15 protein-coding genes and 1 pseudogene are annotated in these 14,971 nt (G+C 64.3%); 9 read left to right on the top strand and 7 right to left on the bottom strand.

The genetic code is table 11. The annotated features are described in order from the left end of the window. Window positions 1-3 precede the first annotated feature (3 nt). Together MOK15_RS09475 and fdhD are read left to right on the top strand one after the other, a co-directional pair. Window positions 4-237, top strand: coding sequence for a formate dehydrogenase subunit delta (locus tag MOK15_RS09475; RefSeq protein ID WP_242931383.1), 234 nt, complete (start codon window positions 4-6; stop codon window positions 235-237). After that, the gene (gene fdhD, locus MOK15_RS09470; protein WP_242931382.1) at window positions 234-1,031 is read left to right on the top strand and encodes a formate dehydrogenase accessory sulfurtransferase FdhD; all 798 of its coding nucleotides are present in this window, start codon (window positions 234-236) and stop codon (window positions 1,029-1,031) included. Before MOK15_RS09475 ends, fdhD begins: the two co-directional genes overlap by 4 nt. Window positions 1,032-1,145: 114 nt before the next feature. On the opposite strand, the gene MOK15_RS09465 is transcribed toward fdhD, so the two are convergent. Continuing rightward, on the bottom strand, window positions 1,146-1,562 hold the full coding sequence (locus MOK15_RS09465) for a GtrA family protein (protein WP_242931381.1): 417 nt from the start codon (window positions 1,560-1,562) through the stop codon (window positions 1,146-1,148). A gap of 43 nt (window positions 1,563-1,605) precedes the next feature. On the opposite strand from MOK15_RS09465, the gene MOK15_RS09460 reads away from it, so the two are divergent. Then, window positions 1,606-3,504: a hypothetical protein gene (locus MOK15_RS09460; protein ID WP_242931380.1), complete on the top strand. Its 1,899-nt coding sequence runs from the start codon at window positions 1,606-1,608 to the stop codon at window positions 3,502-3,504. Here the strand turns inward: MOK15_RS09460 and MOK15_RS09455 are convergent. Further along, window positions 3,466-3,924: a nucleoside deaminase gene (locus MOK15_RS09455; RefSeq protein ID WP_242931379.1), complete on the bottom strand. Its 459-nt coding sequence runs from the start codon at window positions 3,922-3,924 to the stop codon at window positions 3,466-3,468. The genes MOK15_RS09460 and MOK15_RS09455 overlap by 39 nt on opposite strands. Before the next feature lie 221 nt (window positions 3,925-4,145). On the opposite strand from MOK15_RS09455, the gene rpmB reads away from it, so the two are divergent. Beyond that, window positions 4,146-4,439 (top strand): 50S ribosomal protein L28, encoded by a 294-nt coding sequence (gene rpmB, locus MOK15_RS09450; protein WP_242931378.1) that lies wholly within the window; start codon window positions 4,146-4,148, stop codon window positions 4,437-4,439. Window positions 4,440-4,609: 170 nt separating this feature from the next. On the opposite strand, the gene MOK15_RS09445 is transcribed toward rpmB, so the two are convergent. After that, the gene (locus MOK15_RS09445) at window positions 4,610-5,596 is read right to left on the bottom strand and encodes an esterase-like activity of phytase family protein (RefSeq protein WP_242931377.1); all 987 of its coding nucleotides are present in this window, start codon (window positions 5,594-5,596) and stop codon (window positions 4,610-4,612) included. 191 nt (window positions 5,597-5,787) lie between these two features. Between MOK15_RS09445 and MOK15_RS09440 the strand changes: the two genes are divergently transcribed. Beyond that, window positions 5,788-6,210, top strand: coding sequence for a glycine zipper 2TM domain-containing protein (locus MOK15_RS09440; RefSeq protein ID WP_242931376.1), 423 nt, complete (start codon window positions 5,788-5,790; stop codon window positions 6,208-6,210). Window positions 6,211-6,262: 52 nt separating this feature from the next. Here MOK15_RS09440 and MOK15_RS09435 read toward each other — a convergent pair whose 3' ends face one another. Both MOK15_RS09435 and MOK15_RS09430 read right to left on the bottom strand, forming a co-directional pair. Continuing rightward, window positions 6,263-6,517: a hypothetical protein gene (locus tag MOK15_RS09435; protein WP_242931375.1), complete on the bottom strand. Its 255-nt coding sequence runs from the start codon at window positions 6,515-6,517 to the stop codon at window positions 6,263-6,265. Between the two features lie 294 nt (window positions 6,518-6,811). Then, window positions 6,812-7,027, bottom strand: a complete 216-nt coding sequence (locus MOK15_RS09430) for a circumsporozoite protein (RefSeq protein ID WP_242931374.1) — start codon at window positions 7,025-7,027, stop codon at window positions 6,812-6,814. 215 nt (window positions 7,028-7,242) lie between these two features. Here MOK15_RS09430 and MOK15_RS09425 point away from each other — a divergent pair, with 215 nt between their 5' ends. The 4 genes from MOK15_RS09425 to metH all read left to right on the top strand — a co-directional run bounded on the left by MOK15_RS09425 (window position 7,243) and on the right by metH (window position 12,997). Then, a complete protein-coding gene (locus tag MOK15_RS09425; RefSeq protein ID WP_242931373.1) occupies window positions 7,243-8,214 on the top strand; it encodes a metalloregulator ArsR/SmtB family transcription factor in 972 nt (323 codons plus the stop codon). Then, window positions 8,211-9,116, top strand: coding sequence for a methylenetetrahydrofolate reductase (gene metF, locus MOK15_RS09420; protein ID WP_242931372.1), 906 nt, complete (start codon window positions 8,211-8,213; stop codon window positions 9,114-9,116). The genes MOK15_RS09425 and metF overlap by 4 nt, the downstream gene beginning before the upstream one ends. Before the next feature lie 94 nt (window positions 9,117-9,210). Further along, window positions 9,211-10,257, top strand: coding sequence for a homocysteine S-methyltransferase family protein (locus MOK15_RS09415; protein WP_242931371.1), 1,047 nt, complete (start codon window positions 9,211-9,213; stop codon window positions 10,255-10,257). Between the two features lie 139 nt (window positions 10,258-10,396). Next, on the top strand, window positions 10,397-12,997 hold the full coding sequence (gene metH / locus MOK15_RS09410; protein WP_242931370.1) for a methionine synthase: 2,601 nt from the start codon (window positions 10,397-10,399) through the stop codon (window positions 12,995-12,997). Window positions 12,998-13,131: 134 nt separating this feature from the next. Here metH and MOK15_RS09405 read toward each other — a convergent pair. Both MOK15_RS09405 and MOK15_RS09400 read right to left on the bottom strand, forming a co-directional pair. After that, a pseudogene (locus MOK15_RS09405) lies at window positions 13,132-13,662 on the bottom strand (integrase core domain-containing protein); the annotation flags it as partial. A gap of 37 nt (window positions 13,663-13,699) precedes the next feature. After that, a complete protein-coding gene (locus MOK15_RS09400) occupies window positions 13,700-14,923 on the bottom strand; it encodes an IS256 family transposase (protein ID WP_242929997.1) in 1,224 nt (407 codons plus the stop codon). Window positions 14,924-14,971: the final 48 nt, after the last annotated feature.

Here is a 14,971-nt window from a genome sequence, read left to right as displayed (position 1 = left end):
GGCATGAGCAATGAGAATGAAGTCATGTCGACCGGCGATCGGCTGATCTACATGGCGAACCAGATTGCACGGAACCTGGCGGCCCAGGGCGAGGGTGAGGCGGTGGCCGCCACCGCCGACCATATCGCCAGCTTCTGGGACCCGCATATGCGCGCGCGCATCGTGGCGCTGGCGGTGGAAAGACCCGATGCCCTGTCCCCCATCGCCGCCGCCGCCGTCCGCCGGATCGCGGCTTGAGCAAAGGCAGCGCCACGCTGCGCTTCACCCGCCTGACGCCCGACGGCGGGGCGGAGACGGTCGATCGCCCGCTGGCGGAAGAGGTGCCGGTCGCGATCGAATATAATGGCGCGGGCTATGCCGTGCTGATGGCGACGCCGACCGACATGAGCGACCTGGTGCAGGGCTTCAGCCTGGCCGAGCGGCTGGTGACGCGCGAGGATGCATTGCTCGACATCGATGTGCATGATACGGGCGCGGGGATCGTCGCCCGCGCCACGCTGCCGCCGCATCGCAGCGACGCCTTGCTGGATCGGGTGCGGCATCGGGCGTCGGATTCCTCCTGCGGCCTGTGCGGGATCGAGAATCTGGAGCAGGCGATTCGGCCTCTGCCGCGCGTCAGGGCCATGTCGCGGGCGGACCGGGTGGCGATCTTCCGGGCGCTGGACGAATTGCGCGATCATCAACCCTTGAATGCCGCCACCGGCGCTGCCCATGCCGCCGCCTGGGTGGACGCGGACGGGGCGATCCGTCTGGCGCGCGAGGATGTCGGGCGGCACAACGCTTTCGACAAGCTGATCGGCGCGATGCGGCGGATGGGGGCGGGCTGGGACGGCGGCTTCGCGCTGCTGTCTTCCCGCTGCTCCTATGAGTTGGTGGAGAAGGCGGTGCTGGCCGATTGCCCGCTGCTCGTCACCATTTCCGCGCCCACGCGGCTGGCGGCCGAGCGCGCGGCGGAGGCCGGTTTGCCGTTGGTGGTGCTGGCGCGCCCGGACGCGCTGCTGGCGCACAGTCACGATAATCCTCCCCTGTAAGGGGAGGTGGCAGGCGCGTAGCGCCTGACGGAGGGGTGTGCCCTCACGATGGCGGAACACCCCTCCACCAGCTTCGCTGGTCCCCCTCCCCTTACAGGGGAGGATTTTCTGATCTCACCGAAACACCCATTTCCGGTTGAGCAGGAAGACGATCGCCGGCGTGACGAACAGCATCGCCGGGATAGGCGACCATGCGGGCCAGCCGATATGGGTGACGCACAGCCAGACCCACAGGGCATTGAGCGCATAGCTGACCAGCGACACCGCGACGAATTTCGCGCCGCGCGCGGCATGGCCGTCGCCCTGCGCCTGATCGCGGAAGGTGAAGGCGCTGTGCGAGACATAGCCGATACAGACCGCTGCGCCATAACCGATCAGATTGGCGAGTTGGACATGCAGCCCCGCCAGCGCGGCAAGGCACCAGTAGATCGCCGCCTGGCAGGCGGTGACGAACAGGCCGGTCAGGCCATAGCGGACGATCTGCCAGAACAGCGCCCGATGTTCCGGCGAAAGGCGAGAGAGGATTTTCATAAGGCCCCGTTGCGCTTTGATGTGGAGCGTCTAATCCACGCCCATGACCTTGCATAGCGGCGAAACCCTGCGCGCCAGCGCCTGCCGATGGGCAACCTTCCTGTCCGTCCACGCAGCGCGGCACTGGAAATGGCTCACCTTCCTCCTCTGGATCATCATCGTCGTCAGTTTCGTGGTGACGCGCTGGCCCGCCATCCACTGGCTGGTGCTGAGCGATACCGACGATAATATCCGCTATGTCCAGGTGAAGGACTGGCTGGCGGGGCAGGGCTGGTACGACCTGCGCCAATATCGGCTCGACCCGCCGGGCGGGGCGGACATTCACTGGTCGCGTATCGTCGACCTGCCGATCGCCGGGCTGATGCTCTTCTTCCGTGCCTTCGTGGATCAGGGGCTGGCGGACCGGCTGGCCTGCGGCATCGCGCCGCTGTTGCCACTCTTGCTGCTGATGCTGAGCTTGGGTTTCATCGGGCGACGGTTGGCTGGGCCGAACGGCTGGTTCTTCGCCGCGCTCGCGCCACTCGTCGCGCAGATGGGGCTGGGCATGTATGCGCCGATGCGGATCGACCATCATGGCTGGCAACTGGCGCTGGCGCTGACCACGCTGGCGGGGGTGATCGACACCAACCGGCTGCGCGGCGGGCTGATGGCCGGGATCAGCAGCGCACTCTCCATCGCGATCGGCATGGAGATGATCGTCTATCTGGCGGCGGGCGGCGGCCTGATCGCGCTGCGCTGGGTGTTCCGTCCGGGCGCGGAGCGGCGGATGCTGCCCTATGCGCTTAGCCTGGCGGGGGCGACCTCGCTCCTCTACCTGCTCTTCGCTAGCTATGCCAACCGGGCCATGGTCTGTGACGCGCTGTCGCCCATCTGGGTGTCGGTGTTCGGCGCGGCGGGCGCGGGCATGGTGATCCTGTCGCTGCTTCCCCTGCGCGGCTGGCCGGCGCGGCTGGCGGCGGGCGCCGTGATGGGGGGCGCGGTCGCGCTCTTCTTCTGGCTGCACTGGCCCCAATGCCTCAGCCCCTATCAGATCTCGCCTGAATTGCAGCGGCTCTGGCTCGCCAATATCCGTGAGGCAAAGCCCATCACCGCGCAAGCGCAGAGCATGGTGGTGCCGTTGCTGGCGCTGCCGGTGGCGGGGCTGGTCGGCCTTCTCTGGGCGCTGTGGGATTCGCGGCGCGATACGGAACGGCTCTGGGCCTGGGCGACGGTGGGGCTGATGATGCTCTTTTCCACCGCCCTGCTGTTCTGGCAGCTCCGCGCCGGGCCGGCGGCGCAATTGCTGGCGATCCCACCCGCCGCCTGGGCCGCGCATCGGCTGGTCGCGGCGGTGCTGACGGGCACGCGCCGGGTGCGGATCGCGGCGGGGGCGGGCGTGGCGCTGCTGGCGGCTACCGCCTTCGCCTATCCGCTCTATCCGCAGGTGGTGACTCTCTATCAGCAGGCGACCGGCACCAGGCCCAAGCCGTGGCGGCCGTCCGCCATTGCGCGCAACGATGCGATCAAGAAAGCCAATGGCCGTTGCCGCACGCTGCCGGCGCTGGAGCAGTTGGACCAACTGCCCGCTGCAACCATCTTCACCATGGTCGATCTGGGGCCGCGCATCCTGGCTACCACGCATCATAGCGCGCTGGCCGGTCCCTATCATCGCAACGGCGCGACGATCCTGGATATCCACCATGCCTTTGACGGCCCGGCGAGCGGTTTCCGCGCGATCGCGGCGAAGCATCACGCCACCTATCTGCTGGTCTGTCCCAATTTCCCCGAAGGCACTATCTATCAGTCGCGCAGCCCCGACGGTTTCTATGCCGACCTGATGCGGGGCGATCGGCCCGCCTGGCTGGTCCCGGTCCCGCTCAAAACCGGCATGACCTTGCCCTATCAGCTCTACCGGATTGCCTATTCAGCGCCGGGCCAGGAAAAAATCGCGCAACAGCGCTGAGGCTTCGGCCTCGGCGATGCCGCCATAAACCTCCGGCCGGTGCAGGCATTGCGGCTGGGTGAAGAGGCGCGGCCCTTGCTCGACCGCGCCGCCCTTGGGATCGGCCGCGGCATAATAGAGGCGCGCGATGCGCGCGTGGGAGATGGCGCCCGCGCACATGGGGCAGGGTTCCAGCGTGACCCACAGGTCGCAGCCGGTGAGGCGGAAGTCGCCCAGATGGGCCGCCGCCGCGCGCATCGCCACGATTTCGGCATGGGCGGTGGGATCATTGTCACGCCGGTTGCGATTCTCGCCCTCGCCGATGATGGCGCCGTCCTTCGTCACCACCGCGCCGATCGGCACTTCGCCCGCCGACTCGGCCGCGCGGGCCAGGTCGAGCGCGCGGCGCATGGGGGCGGGCAGGGGAAAGGGCGGGGCCATGTCCTGCCGTTACAGGATGGCGCGCGAAGGCGAAAGGATCAGGATCATCACCCGCAGCTCGTCAATGATTCGCATTTCCATCGGCTTTGGGTTAGGCAGCGTCTCAACATGCCATGCCGATAACGGGTTGTGACTCTGCCTCGCGGTGGGTTGACGGCCCAGGGGAATCCCGCTATCGGCGCGGCTTTCCGAACGAACCCGAATTCAAAGGTTGATTGACTATGTCGCGCATTTGCGAGCTGACCGGCAAGGGCCGCCAGGTGGGTCACAATGTTTCCCACGCCAATAACAAGACCAAGCGTGTGTTCCTGCCCAACCTGCAGAACGTGTCGCTGATCTCTGAATCGCTGGAGACCACCGTCAAGCTGCGCGTGTCGACCCATGGTCTGCGCTCGGTCGAGCATAATGGCGGCCTGGACAACTGGCTGCTGAAGACCAGCGACGACAAGCTGTCGCTGAAGGCGCGTCGCCTGAAGCGCGACATCACCAAGAAGAAGGCTGCCGTCGCAGCCTGATTCTCTTCGATTCGTTTCGGCATTAGAAGCGGCCCCTAACCGGGCCGCTTTTTTGCGTCATGCCTTTATATCACTCCCCCTCCGTTCGTGCTGAGTAGGGACTGAGCGAAGTCGAAGGCCCGTATCGAAGCATCGGTCCATTGCGACCACGCAGCACGAACGGAGTGGGGTCAGCCCGGCAATCCGAATTTCAGCAGCAGGGTGCGCTGGAAAAATTCGTGATTGTCGTCGGATATGATCCAGATGATCGGCCGTCCCTTCTCGTGGGTGACGGCCATCCCCTCGAAATTGTCGGCCAGCAGAGGCGGCGCGAGCCGGGCGAGGGTGCGGGCCTTGAGCAGGGTGCCGGGTTCCAGCCGATCCGGCAGATCGACAATGGCGATGGTCGCGGTGAACAGTTCCTGCAATGTTAGCCGCCGGTTGAGCACCAGCAGGTGCCGCGCATCCAGCATCACCGCATCGGTGGGCCGATAGCCTTGGGGCGGCGCATAGCGCAGATGGATGGGATTGGCCGTATCATGGTCGGCCGGGTCGCCGGGGAAGAGCAGCACCTCATGCCGGCCATCCGGCGTCATTCCCATTTCCCCGATCGCCAGGAATCGCCCGTCGGGCAGGCGCGCCAGGGATTCGATCGAACCGGTCTTGGGCCAGGCGGCGATTTCCGGCCAGGTCCGGCAGCCCTCGACATGCGCGAAGCCGGGGGAATAGCGGCAGATGGCCTGCTGCAGTTCGAACCCCACCCAATAACGGTCGCTTGCCGGGTCGTGGGCGATGGATTCGGAATCCCAGGCCCACCAGGGCCGATGGCGGTCCTGCGGGCGCACGGGCAACGGCGCGATGAACGGACGCCGCTGCGCCTGACCGTCCCCGACGTGGAAGCCCATCAATATGCCGGAATCGCTGAGGCCCAGAATGTCGCCGGAAGCGGAGGCGAGCAGGGCGGAAATGCCGCCGAAGCCGGAGTTGTTGCTGCGCAATTCCCAGCCGCCCAGATAGGAAAGGTCGCCCGCGTGGCGCAGCGCAGGATCGATGCTGCTGAGCGCCAGCGGCCGCGCCGTTACCAGCAAGGCGCCGGGGTGTACGGTTTCCGGTTTGCTCGAGGGCGGGGCCGGCAGCAGCAGGATGGCAAGCGCCAGCACGATCAGGATTCGCGTCATTGCCGCCCGCCATAAGGGATAATCCGGCAGGGCGCAGCAAAGCAGTGGCCAGCCGTTCGCAGGTGAACGGCGGCTGACAGGCCCATTCAGCCTTAGCTCAAGGCGAATCGCTCATAAGGACGTCAATCGATGGCGAATCCCGTCTTGTTCGGACCTTCGCCCATGATGATGGCTTTTGGAGGAGCAACGCCATGAAGATGAAGTTTCTTGTGAATATGGGAGCCGCTCTGGCGATGGGCGCAGCCTCCCTTGCCGTGACCGCAACCCCGGCCATGGCCCGTGACGGCTATTATCGCGGTTATGACCGTGGCGATTATTATCGTGGTGATCGCGGCTACCGTGGCGATCGCGGCTGGCGCGGGGATCGTGGCTATCGCGGCGATGGTTATTATCGCGGCTATCGTGGCGGCTATCGCGGCGGCTATCGCGGCGGCTATCGCTGCCGGGATAACGGCACCGGCGGCACCATCATCGGCGCTATCGCCGGTGGTCTGCTCGGTAACGAAGTCGGCAAGGGTTCGGGCCGTTACGGCCGTGGCGATGGCACCACCGGCGCCATCCTCGGCGCGGGTGTCGGCGCCCTGGCTGGCCGGGCGATCGATCGCAACTGCTAAGCCCCAACGGCTGGACCAGGACATGAAGGGCCGCCCCGAAAGAGGCGGCCCTTTATCGTGCGTCCGTTTCGTTTGCGGGGGAGGCGGGCATGATGCGCCCGCGATTGGCGGCTGCCGCGGCCCTGGCGGCCGGATTCAACCCCGCATTGCTGCCCAGCGCGGTTCCGGCCTGCGCGTCGAGCATGGCGGCGGCTTCATTCAGGGCGCGCGCTTCGCCGGCACGAACGCCGCCGACACCATCGTCCGATCCCGATCCGCAACCCGTCAGGCTGAGCAGGACTGGAAGCCATAGCATCTGCGCTTTCATCCACGCCTCCCGTAAAATCCTCCCCTTGCAGGAGATCGTTGCAAAAATCGGCTCTACCTATTTCTTTCGTCATCCCCGCGCAGGCGGGGATCCATCCCCCGGCCTTGCATCAACGGGATCGGTTGGGAGATGGATTCCTGCCTGCGCGGGAATGACGATGGCTTTTTGCCGATCGGTGAATTTCGCAATAATCCCCTCGGGGAGGATATTCAGGCCTATCCACCATCTCCCAATGAAAAAGGGCCGCACCGTTGCCGGTGCGGCCCTTTCCCGAAATCTTCCCTGAAACGGGACTTACAGCGCGTTCGTCGCGTTGTTGGTCACGTTCGAAGCAGCGTTCGCGGCGTTGTCGGCAGCGTTCAGCGCGGCGTTCATGGCGTTGTCGGCAGCGTTCGAAGCGTTCTCGGCCACGTTGGCGGCGTTGTTCGCAGCATTTTCATGGCCACCCGTGCAAGCGGCCAGGCCGAGCGAAGCAGCGAGAACGAGCGAAAGAGCAATCGACTTGGACATGGGCAACAACCCCTCTCTGAGAAAAAAAAGATGCAGACCACTCTCGGAGAAAAGCTCACCCCCTATTGCGCCTGCGTCGCGATTCGTAATGCTTTGGAATGAGCAAGGCAATCCCAATCGTGCAAAAGCGGGCGGTTAGGCTATCAGTTTAGCCTTTCCGATGACAGAAATGAGGAGCATTGACGCATATAAAGATTTCTTTATATGATTGTTCCATGTTGTCCGCCCTCGATATTTTTCGCGCATTGGGAGATCCGACGCGCCTGCGGATCGTCCATTTGCTGCGGGCGATGGAACTGGCCGTGGGCGAGATTGCGCAGGTCGTGGGGCAGAGCCAACCGCGCGTGTCGCGCCATGTCCGCATCCTGGCCGAGGCCGGACTGGTCGAACGGCGCAAAGAGGGCAACTGGGTCTTCCTGCGCCTGGGCAAGGGGGCGGAGGTCGTCCCCTTCCTGGACCTGTTCGATCGTCTGACCCCGTCCGACAGCGAAAAATTGTGGCAGGCGGCGGACCTGGCGCGGCTGGCGGCGGTGCGGGCCGATCGCGCCAGCGCGGCCGAGGCCTATTTTGCCGAACATGCCGAGGAATGGGACGCGATCCGATCGCTCCATGTGCCCGAAGCGCAGGTGGAGGGGGCCATGCGGGCGCTGCTGGCGCGCGAGCCGATCGGCCATCTGCTCGACATCGGCACCGGCACCGGCCGGATGATCGAATTGTTCGGCGATGATGCCGATCAAGTGACCGCTCTTGATCGCAGCCCCGATATGCTGCGCCTCGCCCGCGCCAAGTTGCCGCAGGCTGGCGGCGACAAATATGCGCTGTTGCTGGGCGATTTCCTGGATCTGCCGCTGGAGCCGGGCAGCGTCGATACGGTGGTGCTGCATCAAGTGCTGCATTATGCGCAGGCGCCCGGCGCGGTGATCGCGGAGGCCGCGCGGGTGACGGCGGTCAATGGGCGGGTGCTGATCGCCGATTTCGCGGCGCATGAACGGGAAGAGCTGCGGACACGCGACCAACATGCGCGCCTGGGCTTTGCCGATGAGCAGATCGAAAGCTGGTTCGCGGCCGCGGGCCTCGACCTGGAGGGGGTGGAAACGCTGCCCGGCCAGGAACTGACGGTGCAACTCTGGCTGGGACGGCGCCGGGGCGCGCGCATCCTGCCTATCGAAGGACGGATTTCCGCATGACCCTGAATGATCCCGCCGCACCGCTCTATGCGGATCTTGCGGGCGACTGCCATGTCAGCTTCGAATTTTTCCCGCCCAAGACGGAGAAGATGGAAGCGCAGCTCTGGTCGGCGATCGAGACGCTGACGCCACTGGCGCCGAAATTCGTGTCCGTCACCTATGGCGCTGGCGGCTCCACGCGCGAACGCACCCATGCCACGGTCGCCCGGATTGCGCGGGAAACGCCGCTCGCCGCCGCCGCGCACCTGACCTGTGTTGCCGCGAGCAAGGATGAGATAGCGGAGATAGCAGACGCCTATTGGGAGGCGGGCGTGCGTCATATCGTCGCGCTGCGCGGCGATCCGCCCGAAGCAGGCGGCCATTTCGAGCCACATCCGCAAGGCTATAGCGGCGCGGCCGATCTGGTCGACGGGTTGATGAAGCGTCACCCGTTCGAGATTTCGGTGTCCGCCTATCCCGAAGTGCATCCCGAAGCGGCGAGCGCGCAGAGCGATCTCGATAACCTCAAGCGCAAGCTGGACGCCGGGGCGACCCGCGCGATCACGCAATTCTTCTTCTCGCCCGAAGCCTATTTCCGCTTTCTCGACAAGACGGCGGCGGCGGGGATCAGCGCCGACATCGTGCCGGGCATCATGCCGGTCGGCAATTTCGCCGCGACCCAGCGCATGGCCGCCATGTGCAATACCGATGTGCCGCAATGGATGGCGCGCCTGTTCGAAGGACTGGACGATCATCCCGCCACGCGCCAGCTCGTATCAGCGACCGTTGCGGCCGAACTGTGCCGCAAACTCTATGAAGGCGGCGTGCGCGACTTCCATTTCTATACGCTCAACCGGGCGGAACATAGCTATGCGATATGCCATCTGCTGGGTTTAAGGCCCAAGGTAGCGGTGGACGCCTGATACGGATCACCCCCCTCCGTTCGGTTCGAGCTTGTCGAGAACCGGTTGCGCGAGGGTTCTCGACAAGCTCGAACCGAACGGGGAGAGGGAGCAAATGACCGCCGAAGAACAACTCCGCAAACTCGCTGCCGAAAAGATCCTGATCTTCGACGGCGGATATGGCACGTCGATCCAGAAACATGGCCTGACCGAAGCCGATTATCGCGGCGACCTGGACCTGGCGAAGGACCAGAAGGGCAATAACGACCTGCTCTGCCTGACCCGCCCGGACATCGTCGAGGGCATCCATGCCGCCTATCTGGAGGCGGGCGCGGACATGATCGAGACCAACACCTTCAGCTCGACCAAGATCGCCATGGCCGACTATGGCTGCGAGCATCTGGTGTGGGACATCAACATCGCGGCGGCAAAGCTGGCCCGCAGCGCGTGCGAGAAAGCCACCGCGAAGGACGGCAAGCCCCGCTTCGTCTGCGGATCGATCGGGCCGACGAACAAGACTCTGTCCATCTCCCCCGACGTCAACGATCCCGCCTATCGCGAGGTCGATTATGACACGCTCAAGGCCGATTATCGCGAGCAGTGCGAGGCCCTTATCGCGGGAGGCGTGGATTTCCTGCTGATCGAGACCTGCTTCGACACGCTCAACGCCAAGGCCGCGGGCATGGCCGCGCGTGAGGCGGAGGAAGCGGCGGGCCGCTCGGTGCCGCTGATGCTGAGCTTCACCATCACCGACATGTCGGGCCGCAACCTGTCGGGCCATACGATCAACGCCTTCTGGTACTCCCTGCGGCACCTCAAGCCGCTGACTATCGGCGTGAACTGCGCTTTTGGCGCGGACCTGCTGCGGCCGTATCTCAGCGAATTGTCGAAGAATGCCGACACGCTGATCCTGGCCTATCCCAATGCGGGGTTGCCCAATGAACTCGGCCAATATGACGAGCTGCCCGAAACCACGGCGCGCCTGATCCGCCAATGGGTCGATGAAGGGCTGGTCAACATGGTCGGGGGCTGCTGCGGCACCACCCCCGCGCATATCGGCGCGGTGGCGAAGGCGCTCGACGGCCACAAGCCGCGTGTGGTGCCGGAGCTGCAGGTCGTGACGCGCCTCGCGGGTCTCGAACCGATGCACATCGCGGCCTAGGTTCATCCTCCCCTGGAAGGGGAGGTGGCTGGCGAAGCCAGACGGAGGGGTGTCGCCCCCTCGATAGCGTGATACCCCTCCACCATGCCTGCGGCATGGTCCCCCTCCCCCTAAGGGGGAGGATTTTTGGAAGAGATCGATGACCACCCAAACCACCGCCACCTTCGTCAATATCGGCGAGCGCACCAACGTCACCGGTTCGGCCAAGTTCAAGAAGCTCATCATGGCGGGTGACTATGCCGCCGCGATCGACATCGCGCGTGAGCAGGTGGAGAATGGCGCGCAGATCGTCGACGTCAACATGGACGAGGGGCTGCTCGACGCGGTCGAGGCGATGACCACCTTCCTCAAGCTGATGACGTCGGAACCGGACATCAGCCGCGTGCCGGTGATGATCGACAGCTCCAAATGGGAAGTCATCGAAGCCGGCCTGAAATGCGTGTCGGGCAAGCCGATCGTGAACTCGATCAGCATGAAGGAGGGCGAGGAGGCCTTCCTGCATCATGCCAGGCTCTGCATGGCCTATGGCGCGGCGGCGGTCATCATGGCCTTTGACGAGACCGGGCAGGCCGACACCCAGGCCCGCAAGGTCGAGATTTGCGAGCGCGCCTACAAGCTGCTGATGACGATCGGTTTCCCGCCTGAGGACATCATCTTCGACCCCAATATCTTCGCGGTGGCGACGGGGATCGAGGAGCACAATAATTACGGCGTCGACTTCATAGAGGCGTGCCGGGAGATCAAGAAGCGCTGCCCGCACGTCCATATCTCGGGCGGCCTGTCGAACTTCTCCTTCTCCTTCCGCGGCAACGAGCCGGTGCGCCGCGCGATGCACTCGGTCTTCCTCTATCACGCCATCCCCGCCGGCCTCGACATGGCGATCGTCAATGCGGGCCAGCTCGACGTCTATGACGCGATCGACCCCGCGCTGCGCACCGCGTGCGAGGATGTGCTGCTGAACCGCGATCCCGAAGCGGGCGACCGTCTCGTCACGCTGGCCGAAAGCTATCGCGGCAAGGATGCGGTATCGGAAAAGGCGGCGCAGGAATGGCGCGGCTGGCCGGTCGCCAAGCGGCTGGAACATGCGCTGGTCAAGGGCATCGACATGTATGTGGTCGAGGATACGGAGGAATGCCGCCTCGCCGCCGAAAAGCCGATCCAGGTGATCGAAGGGCCGTTGATGGACGGCATGAATGTCGTCGGCGACCTGTTCGGCGCGGGCAAGATGTTCCTGCCCCAGGTCGTCAAATCCGCCCGCGTCATGAAGAAGGCGGTCGCCCATCTCCTCCCCTATATCGAGGCCGCCAAGGAACCCGGCGCCAAGGGCAAGGGCAAGATCATCATGGCCACGGTCAAGGGCGACGTCCATGACATCGGCAAGAATATCGTCGGCGTCGTGCTTCAGTGCAACGGCTTCGAGGTGATCGACATGGGCGTGATGGTGCCCTGGCAGGACATCATCAAGGCCGCGAACGAGAATGACGCCGACATGATCGGCCTGTCCGGCCTCATCACCCCCTCGCTGGATGAGATGGTGACGGTGGCCGTCGAAATGCAGCGCGCCAACATGACCATGCCGCTGCTGATCGGCGGGGCGACCACCTCGCGCGTCCATACCGCGCTGCGCATCGACCCGGCCTTCACCGGGCCGGTGGTCCATGTGCTGGACGCCAGCCGCGCCGTGGGCGTGGCGACCGCGCTGGTTTCCGAAACGCAGAAGACCGATTTCGTCCAAAAGACCAAGGATGATTATGAGCATGTCCGCGTCGCCCGCGCCAATAAGGGGCAAAGCGCGCTGGTGCCGATCGCGGATGCCCGCGCCAACGGCTTCGAGATCGATGAGAGTCTCAAGGCCCCGCGCCCGCGCCTGCCCGGCGTCCATCGCTTTCCCGACTGGGACTTGAACGATCTGGTCCAGTTTATCGACTGGACGCCCTTCTTCCGCGCCTGGGAACTAGCGGGCAATTATCCCGCGATCTTGGAGGACGACATCGTGGGCGAAAGCGCGACCAGCCTCTTCGCCGACGCGCAGAAGATGCTCGACAAGATCGTCAACGACAAATGGCTGACCGCGCGCGGCGTCGCAGGCCTGTGGCCCTGCCGCCGCGAAGGCGACGACATCATCGTCCATGTCGAGGACGAGAAGCACTATACCCTGCCGATGCTGCGCCAGCAGATCCAGAAGCGGGAAGGCCGGGCCAATATGTGCCTCGCCGACTTCATCAGCCATGACGGCGACTGGATGGGCGGTTTCGCCGTGTCGATCCACGGCATCGAACCGCATCTGGCCCGCTTCAAGAACGCCATCGACGATTATTCGGACATATTGCTCAAGGCGCTGGCCGACCGCCTCGCCGAAGCCTTCGCCGAGCGGCTGCACCATTATGTCCGCACGGCCTTGTGGGGCTATGCGGAGGGCGAGCAACTCACCAACGAGGCGCTGATCCGCGAGCAATATCGCGGCATCCGTCCGGCGCCGGGCTATCCGGCCTGCCCGGAACATAGCCTGAAACCCATCCTGTTCGACATGCTGGACGCGCATCACGCCACCGGCGCGACCCTGACCGAGAGTTTCGCCATGCTGCCGACGGCGGCGGTCAGCGGCTTCTATTTCGGCCACGCCCAGGCGGAATATTTCGGCGTGGCGCGGGTCGGGCGCGATCAGTTGGAAGATTATGCCCAGCGGCGGGGGATCGATCTGGACACGGCGGAGCGCTATTTGCGGCCGAATCTGGATTAATGATACGGCTTACCCTTTTCTTTCGGAGAAGGGGGGATGAGCAAGGGGGGCAGGTTATTGCTATGGGCGCTACTGGCCGATTGCGGACTGTTTCGGGGTGGCAAAGTTGCTATTTGTGCGCCGACTGCCGCTGGCTAGGTGTTCAGTCCCGGCATCTGGTGGATCGGATTGAGGATGAATCGATCTGGCTCTGAAGTCCATATCTTGGCGATATATTCGTAGGGAGTGAGGCCGCTGAGGGTCTTGAGCCTGCGGGCGAAATTGTAGGCAGCGATGAAGTCGGCGAGGTGTGTGCGTAGCTGCTCGTGGCTCTCGTAGTGGAAGCGTTTGACGGTTGCGTCCTTGATGGTGCGGTTCATCCGTTCGACCTGCCCGTTGGTCCATGGGTGGTTCGGCTTGGTGAGGCGATGCTCGATATCGTTCGCCTCGCAGATCATGTCGAAGCGCATCTGGCGCGAGAAGGCGGTGTTCCGATTGCGCGGCTGGTCGGCGAACTGGATGCCGTTGTCGGTCAGGATGGTGTGGATGCGATAGGGCACGGCTTTCAGCAGATGTTCGAGAAACTCCCAGGCCGTTCGCCTGTCGGCCTTCTCGACGAGTTGAGTGACCGCGAACTTGCTGGTGCGGTCGATGCCGACGAACAGGTAGAGCTTGCCTTCGGGGGACTGTCAGGAATTCCGTGTGTGGGCGGGCGGTTGAACATTACGCTGCCATGGCCTTGATGAAGCGTTCTCCGAACAGCACGGCGAACTGGGCCTTGGCCATGGACCACTCACGTGGCGGCATTTTCCACTCTTTCTCGGATCGGTTCAAGATCAGATAGAGCAGCTTGGTCGCTGAATCGTCGCTGGGAAAGTGCCCCCTGGCCCTGACCGCCCGTCGAAGCTGGGCATTCAACGCCTCGATGGCGTTTGTCGTATAAACGATGCGGCGGACCTCGTCGGGGAAGGCAAAGAACGGGATAACCTCGGCCCATGCACGGCGCCAGCTCTGGCCGATCGCAGGATAGCGCCGACCCCATTCGCCGGCCTCGAAGGCTGTCAGGGCCTCCTCGGCAGCGATGGCATCGGTGGCGCGGTAGACGGTCTTCAGTGCACCAGCGAGCGCCTTGCGATCCTTCCACGACACGAAGTCCATCGAGTTGCGCAGCAGGTGGACGATGCAGGTTTGGACGATCGCCTCGGGGAACACGGCGGTGATGGCCTCTGGAAAGCCCTTCAGGCCGTCTACGACGGCCAGCATGATGTCCTCAACACCGCGGTTCCTCAGCTCGTTCATCACCCGCAGCCAGAATTTGGCGCCCTCGTTCTGCTCGATCCACAGGCCCAGGACGACCTTGCCGCCATCGGCACGCACGCCCAGCGCGATGTGGATAGCCTTGTTGCGGACCAGACCTTCGTCACGGATCTTGACCCGGATCGCGTCGAAGAAAACCAGCGGATAGGCCGGATCGAGCGGTCGGGCCTGCCAGGCGGCGACCTCTTCGAGCACGGCGTCGGTCACCGTCGAGATCAGGTCCGGCGAGACGTCGATACCGTACAGATCGCGCAAGTGCCCGACGATCTCCCGTGTGCTCATGCCGCGCGCATACATCGAGACGATCTTGTCGTCGAAGCCCGGAAACCGGCGCTGGTACTTGGCGATCAGTTGCGGATCAAAGCTGGCATGACGATCGCGCGGCACCTCGATCTCGATCTTGCCGGTGTCCGTCACCACCGTCTTGCGGCCATAGCCATTGCGGCTGTTCCCGACCTGCGGGGCATCGCCAAGGTGGTAATCCATCTCGGCGTTGAGCGCCCGTTCGGCCAGCGCCTTCTTCAATGAATCCAGCAGGCCGCCCTGCTGGAGCGCACTGGCGGCATCGCTGCCGGCCAAGAGTTGATCGAGTAAATCAGCCGGGATCGCCGGCTCCTTGCGTCGAGGCATACAGGGTCTCCTTCTTACCCATTATGCCCGCCCACACACGGAATTCCT

The sequence above is a fragment of the Sphingobium sp. BYY-5 genome (assembly GCF_022758885.1).
GTDB lineage: Bacteria > Pseudomonadota > Alphaproteobacteria > Sphingomonadales > Sphingomonadaceae > Sphingobium.
Note: the sequence above shows the minus strand (reverse complement) of the source record. Positions and strands in the feature narration are given on the sequence as shown.

Excerpts from the sequence above, each read along its gene's own strand:
- MOK15_RS09435 (WP_242931375.1), bottom strand. The coding sequence starts at position 6,517 with ATGAAAGCGCAGATGCTATGGCTTCCAGTCCTGCTCAGCCTGACGGGT.
- MOK15_RS09440 (WP_242931376.1), top strand. The coding sequence starts at position 5,788 with ATGAAGATGAAGTTTCTTGTGAATATGGGAGCCGCTCTGGCGATGGGC.
- metH (WP_242931370.1), top strand. The coding sequence starts at position 10,397 with ATGACCACCCAAACCACCGCCACCTTCGTCAATATCGGCGAGCGCACC.
- MOK15_RS09460 (WP_242931380.1), top strand. The coding sequence starts at position 1,606 with ATGACCTTGCATAGCGGCGAAACCCTGCGCGCCAGCGCCTGCCGATGG.
- metF (WP_242931372.1), top strand. The coding sequence starts at position 8,211 with ATGACCCTGAATGATCCCGCCGCACCGCTCTATGCGGATCTTGCGGGC.
- MOK15_RS09445 (WP_242931377.1), bottom strand. The coding sequence starts at position 5,596 with ATGACGCGAATCCTGATCGTGCTGGCGCTTGCCATCCTGCTGCTGCCG.
- MOK15_RS09400 (WP_242929997.1), bottom strand. The coding sequence starts at position 14,923 with ATGCCTCGACGCAAGGAGCCGGCGATCCCGGCTGATTTACTCGATCAA.
- MOK15_RS09425 (WP_242931373.1), top strand. The coding sequence starts at position 7,243 with ATGTTGTCCGCCCTCGATATTTTTCGCGCATTGGGAGATCCGACGCGC.
- MOK15_RS09415 (WP_242931371.1), top strand. The coding sequence starts at position 9,211 with ATGACCGCCGAAGAACAACTCCGCAAACTCGCTGCCGAAAAGATCCTG.
- MOK15_RS09455 (WP_242931379.1), bottom strand. The coding sequence starts at position 3,924 with ATGGCCCCGCCCTTTCCCCTGCCCGCCCCCATGCGCCGCGCGCTCGAC.
- MOK15_RS09475 (WP_242931383.1), top strand. The coding sequence starts at position 4 with ATGAGCAATGAGAATGAAGTCATGTCGACCGGCGATCGGCTGATCTAC.
- rpmB (WP_242931378.1), top strand. The coding sequence starts at position 4,146 with ATGTCGCGCATTTGCGAGCTGACCGGCAAGGGCCGCCAGGTGGGTCAC.
- MOK15_RS09465 (WP_242931381.1), bottom strand. The coding sequence starts at position 1,562 with ATGAAAATCCTCTCTCGCCTTTCGCCGGAACATCGGGCGCTGTTCTGG.
- MOK15_RS09430 (WP_242931374.1), bottom strand. The coding sequence starts at position 7,027 with ATGTCCAAGTCGATTGCTCTTTCGCTCGTTCTCGCTGCTTCGCTCGGC.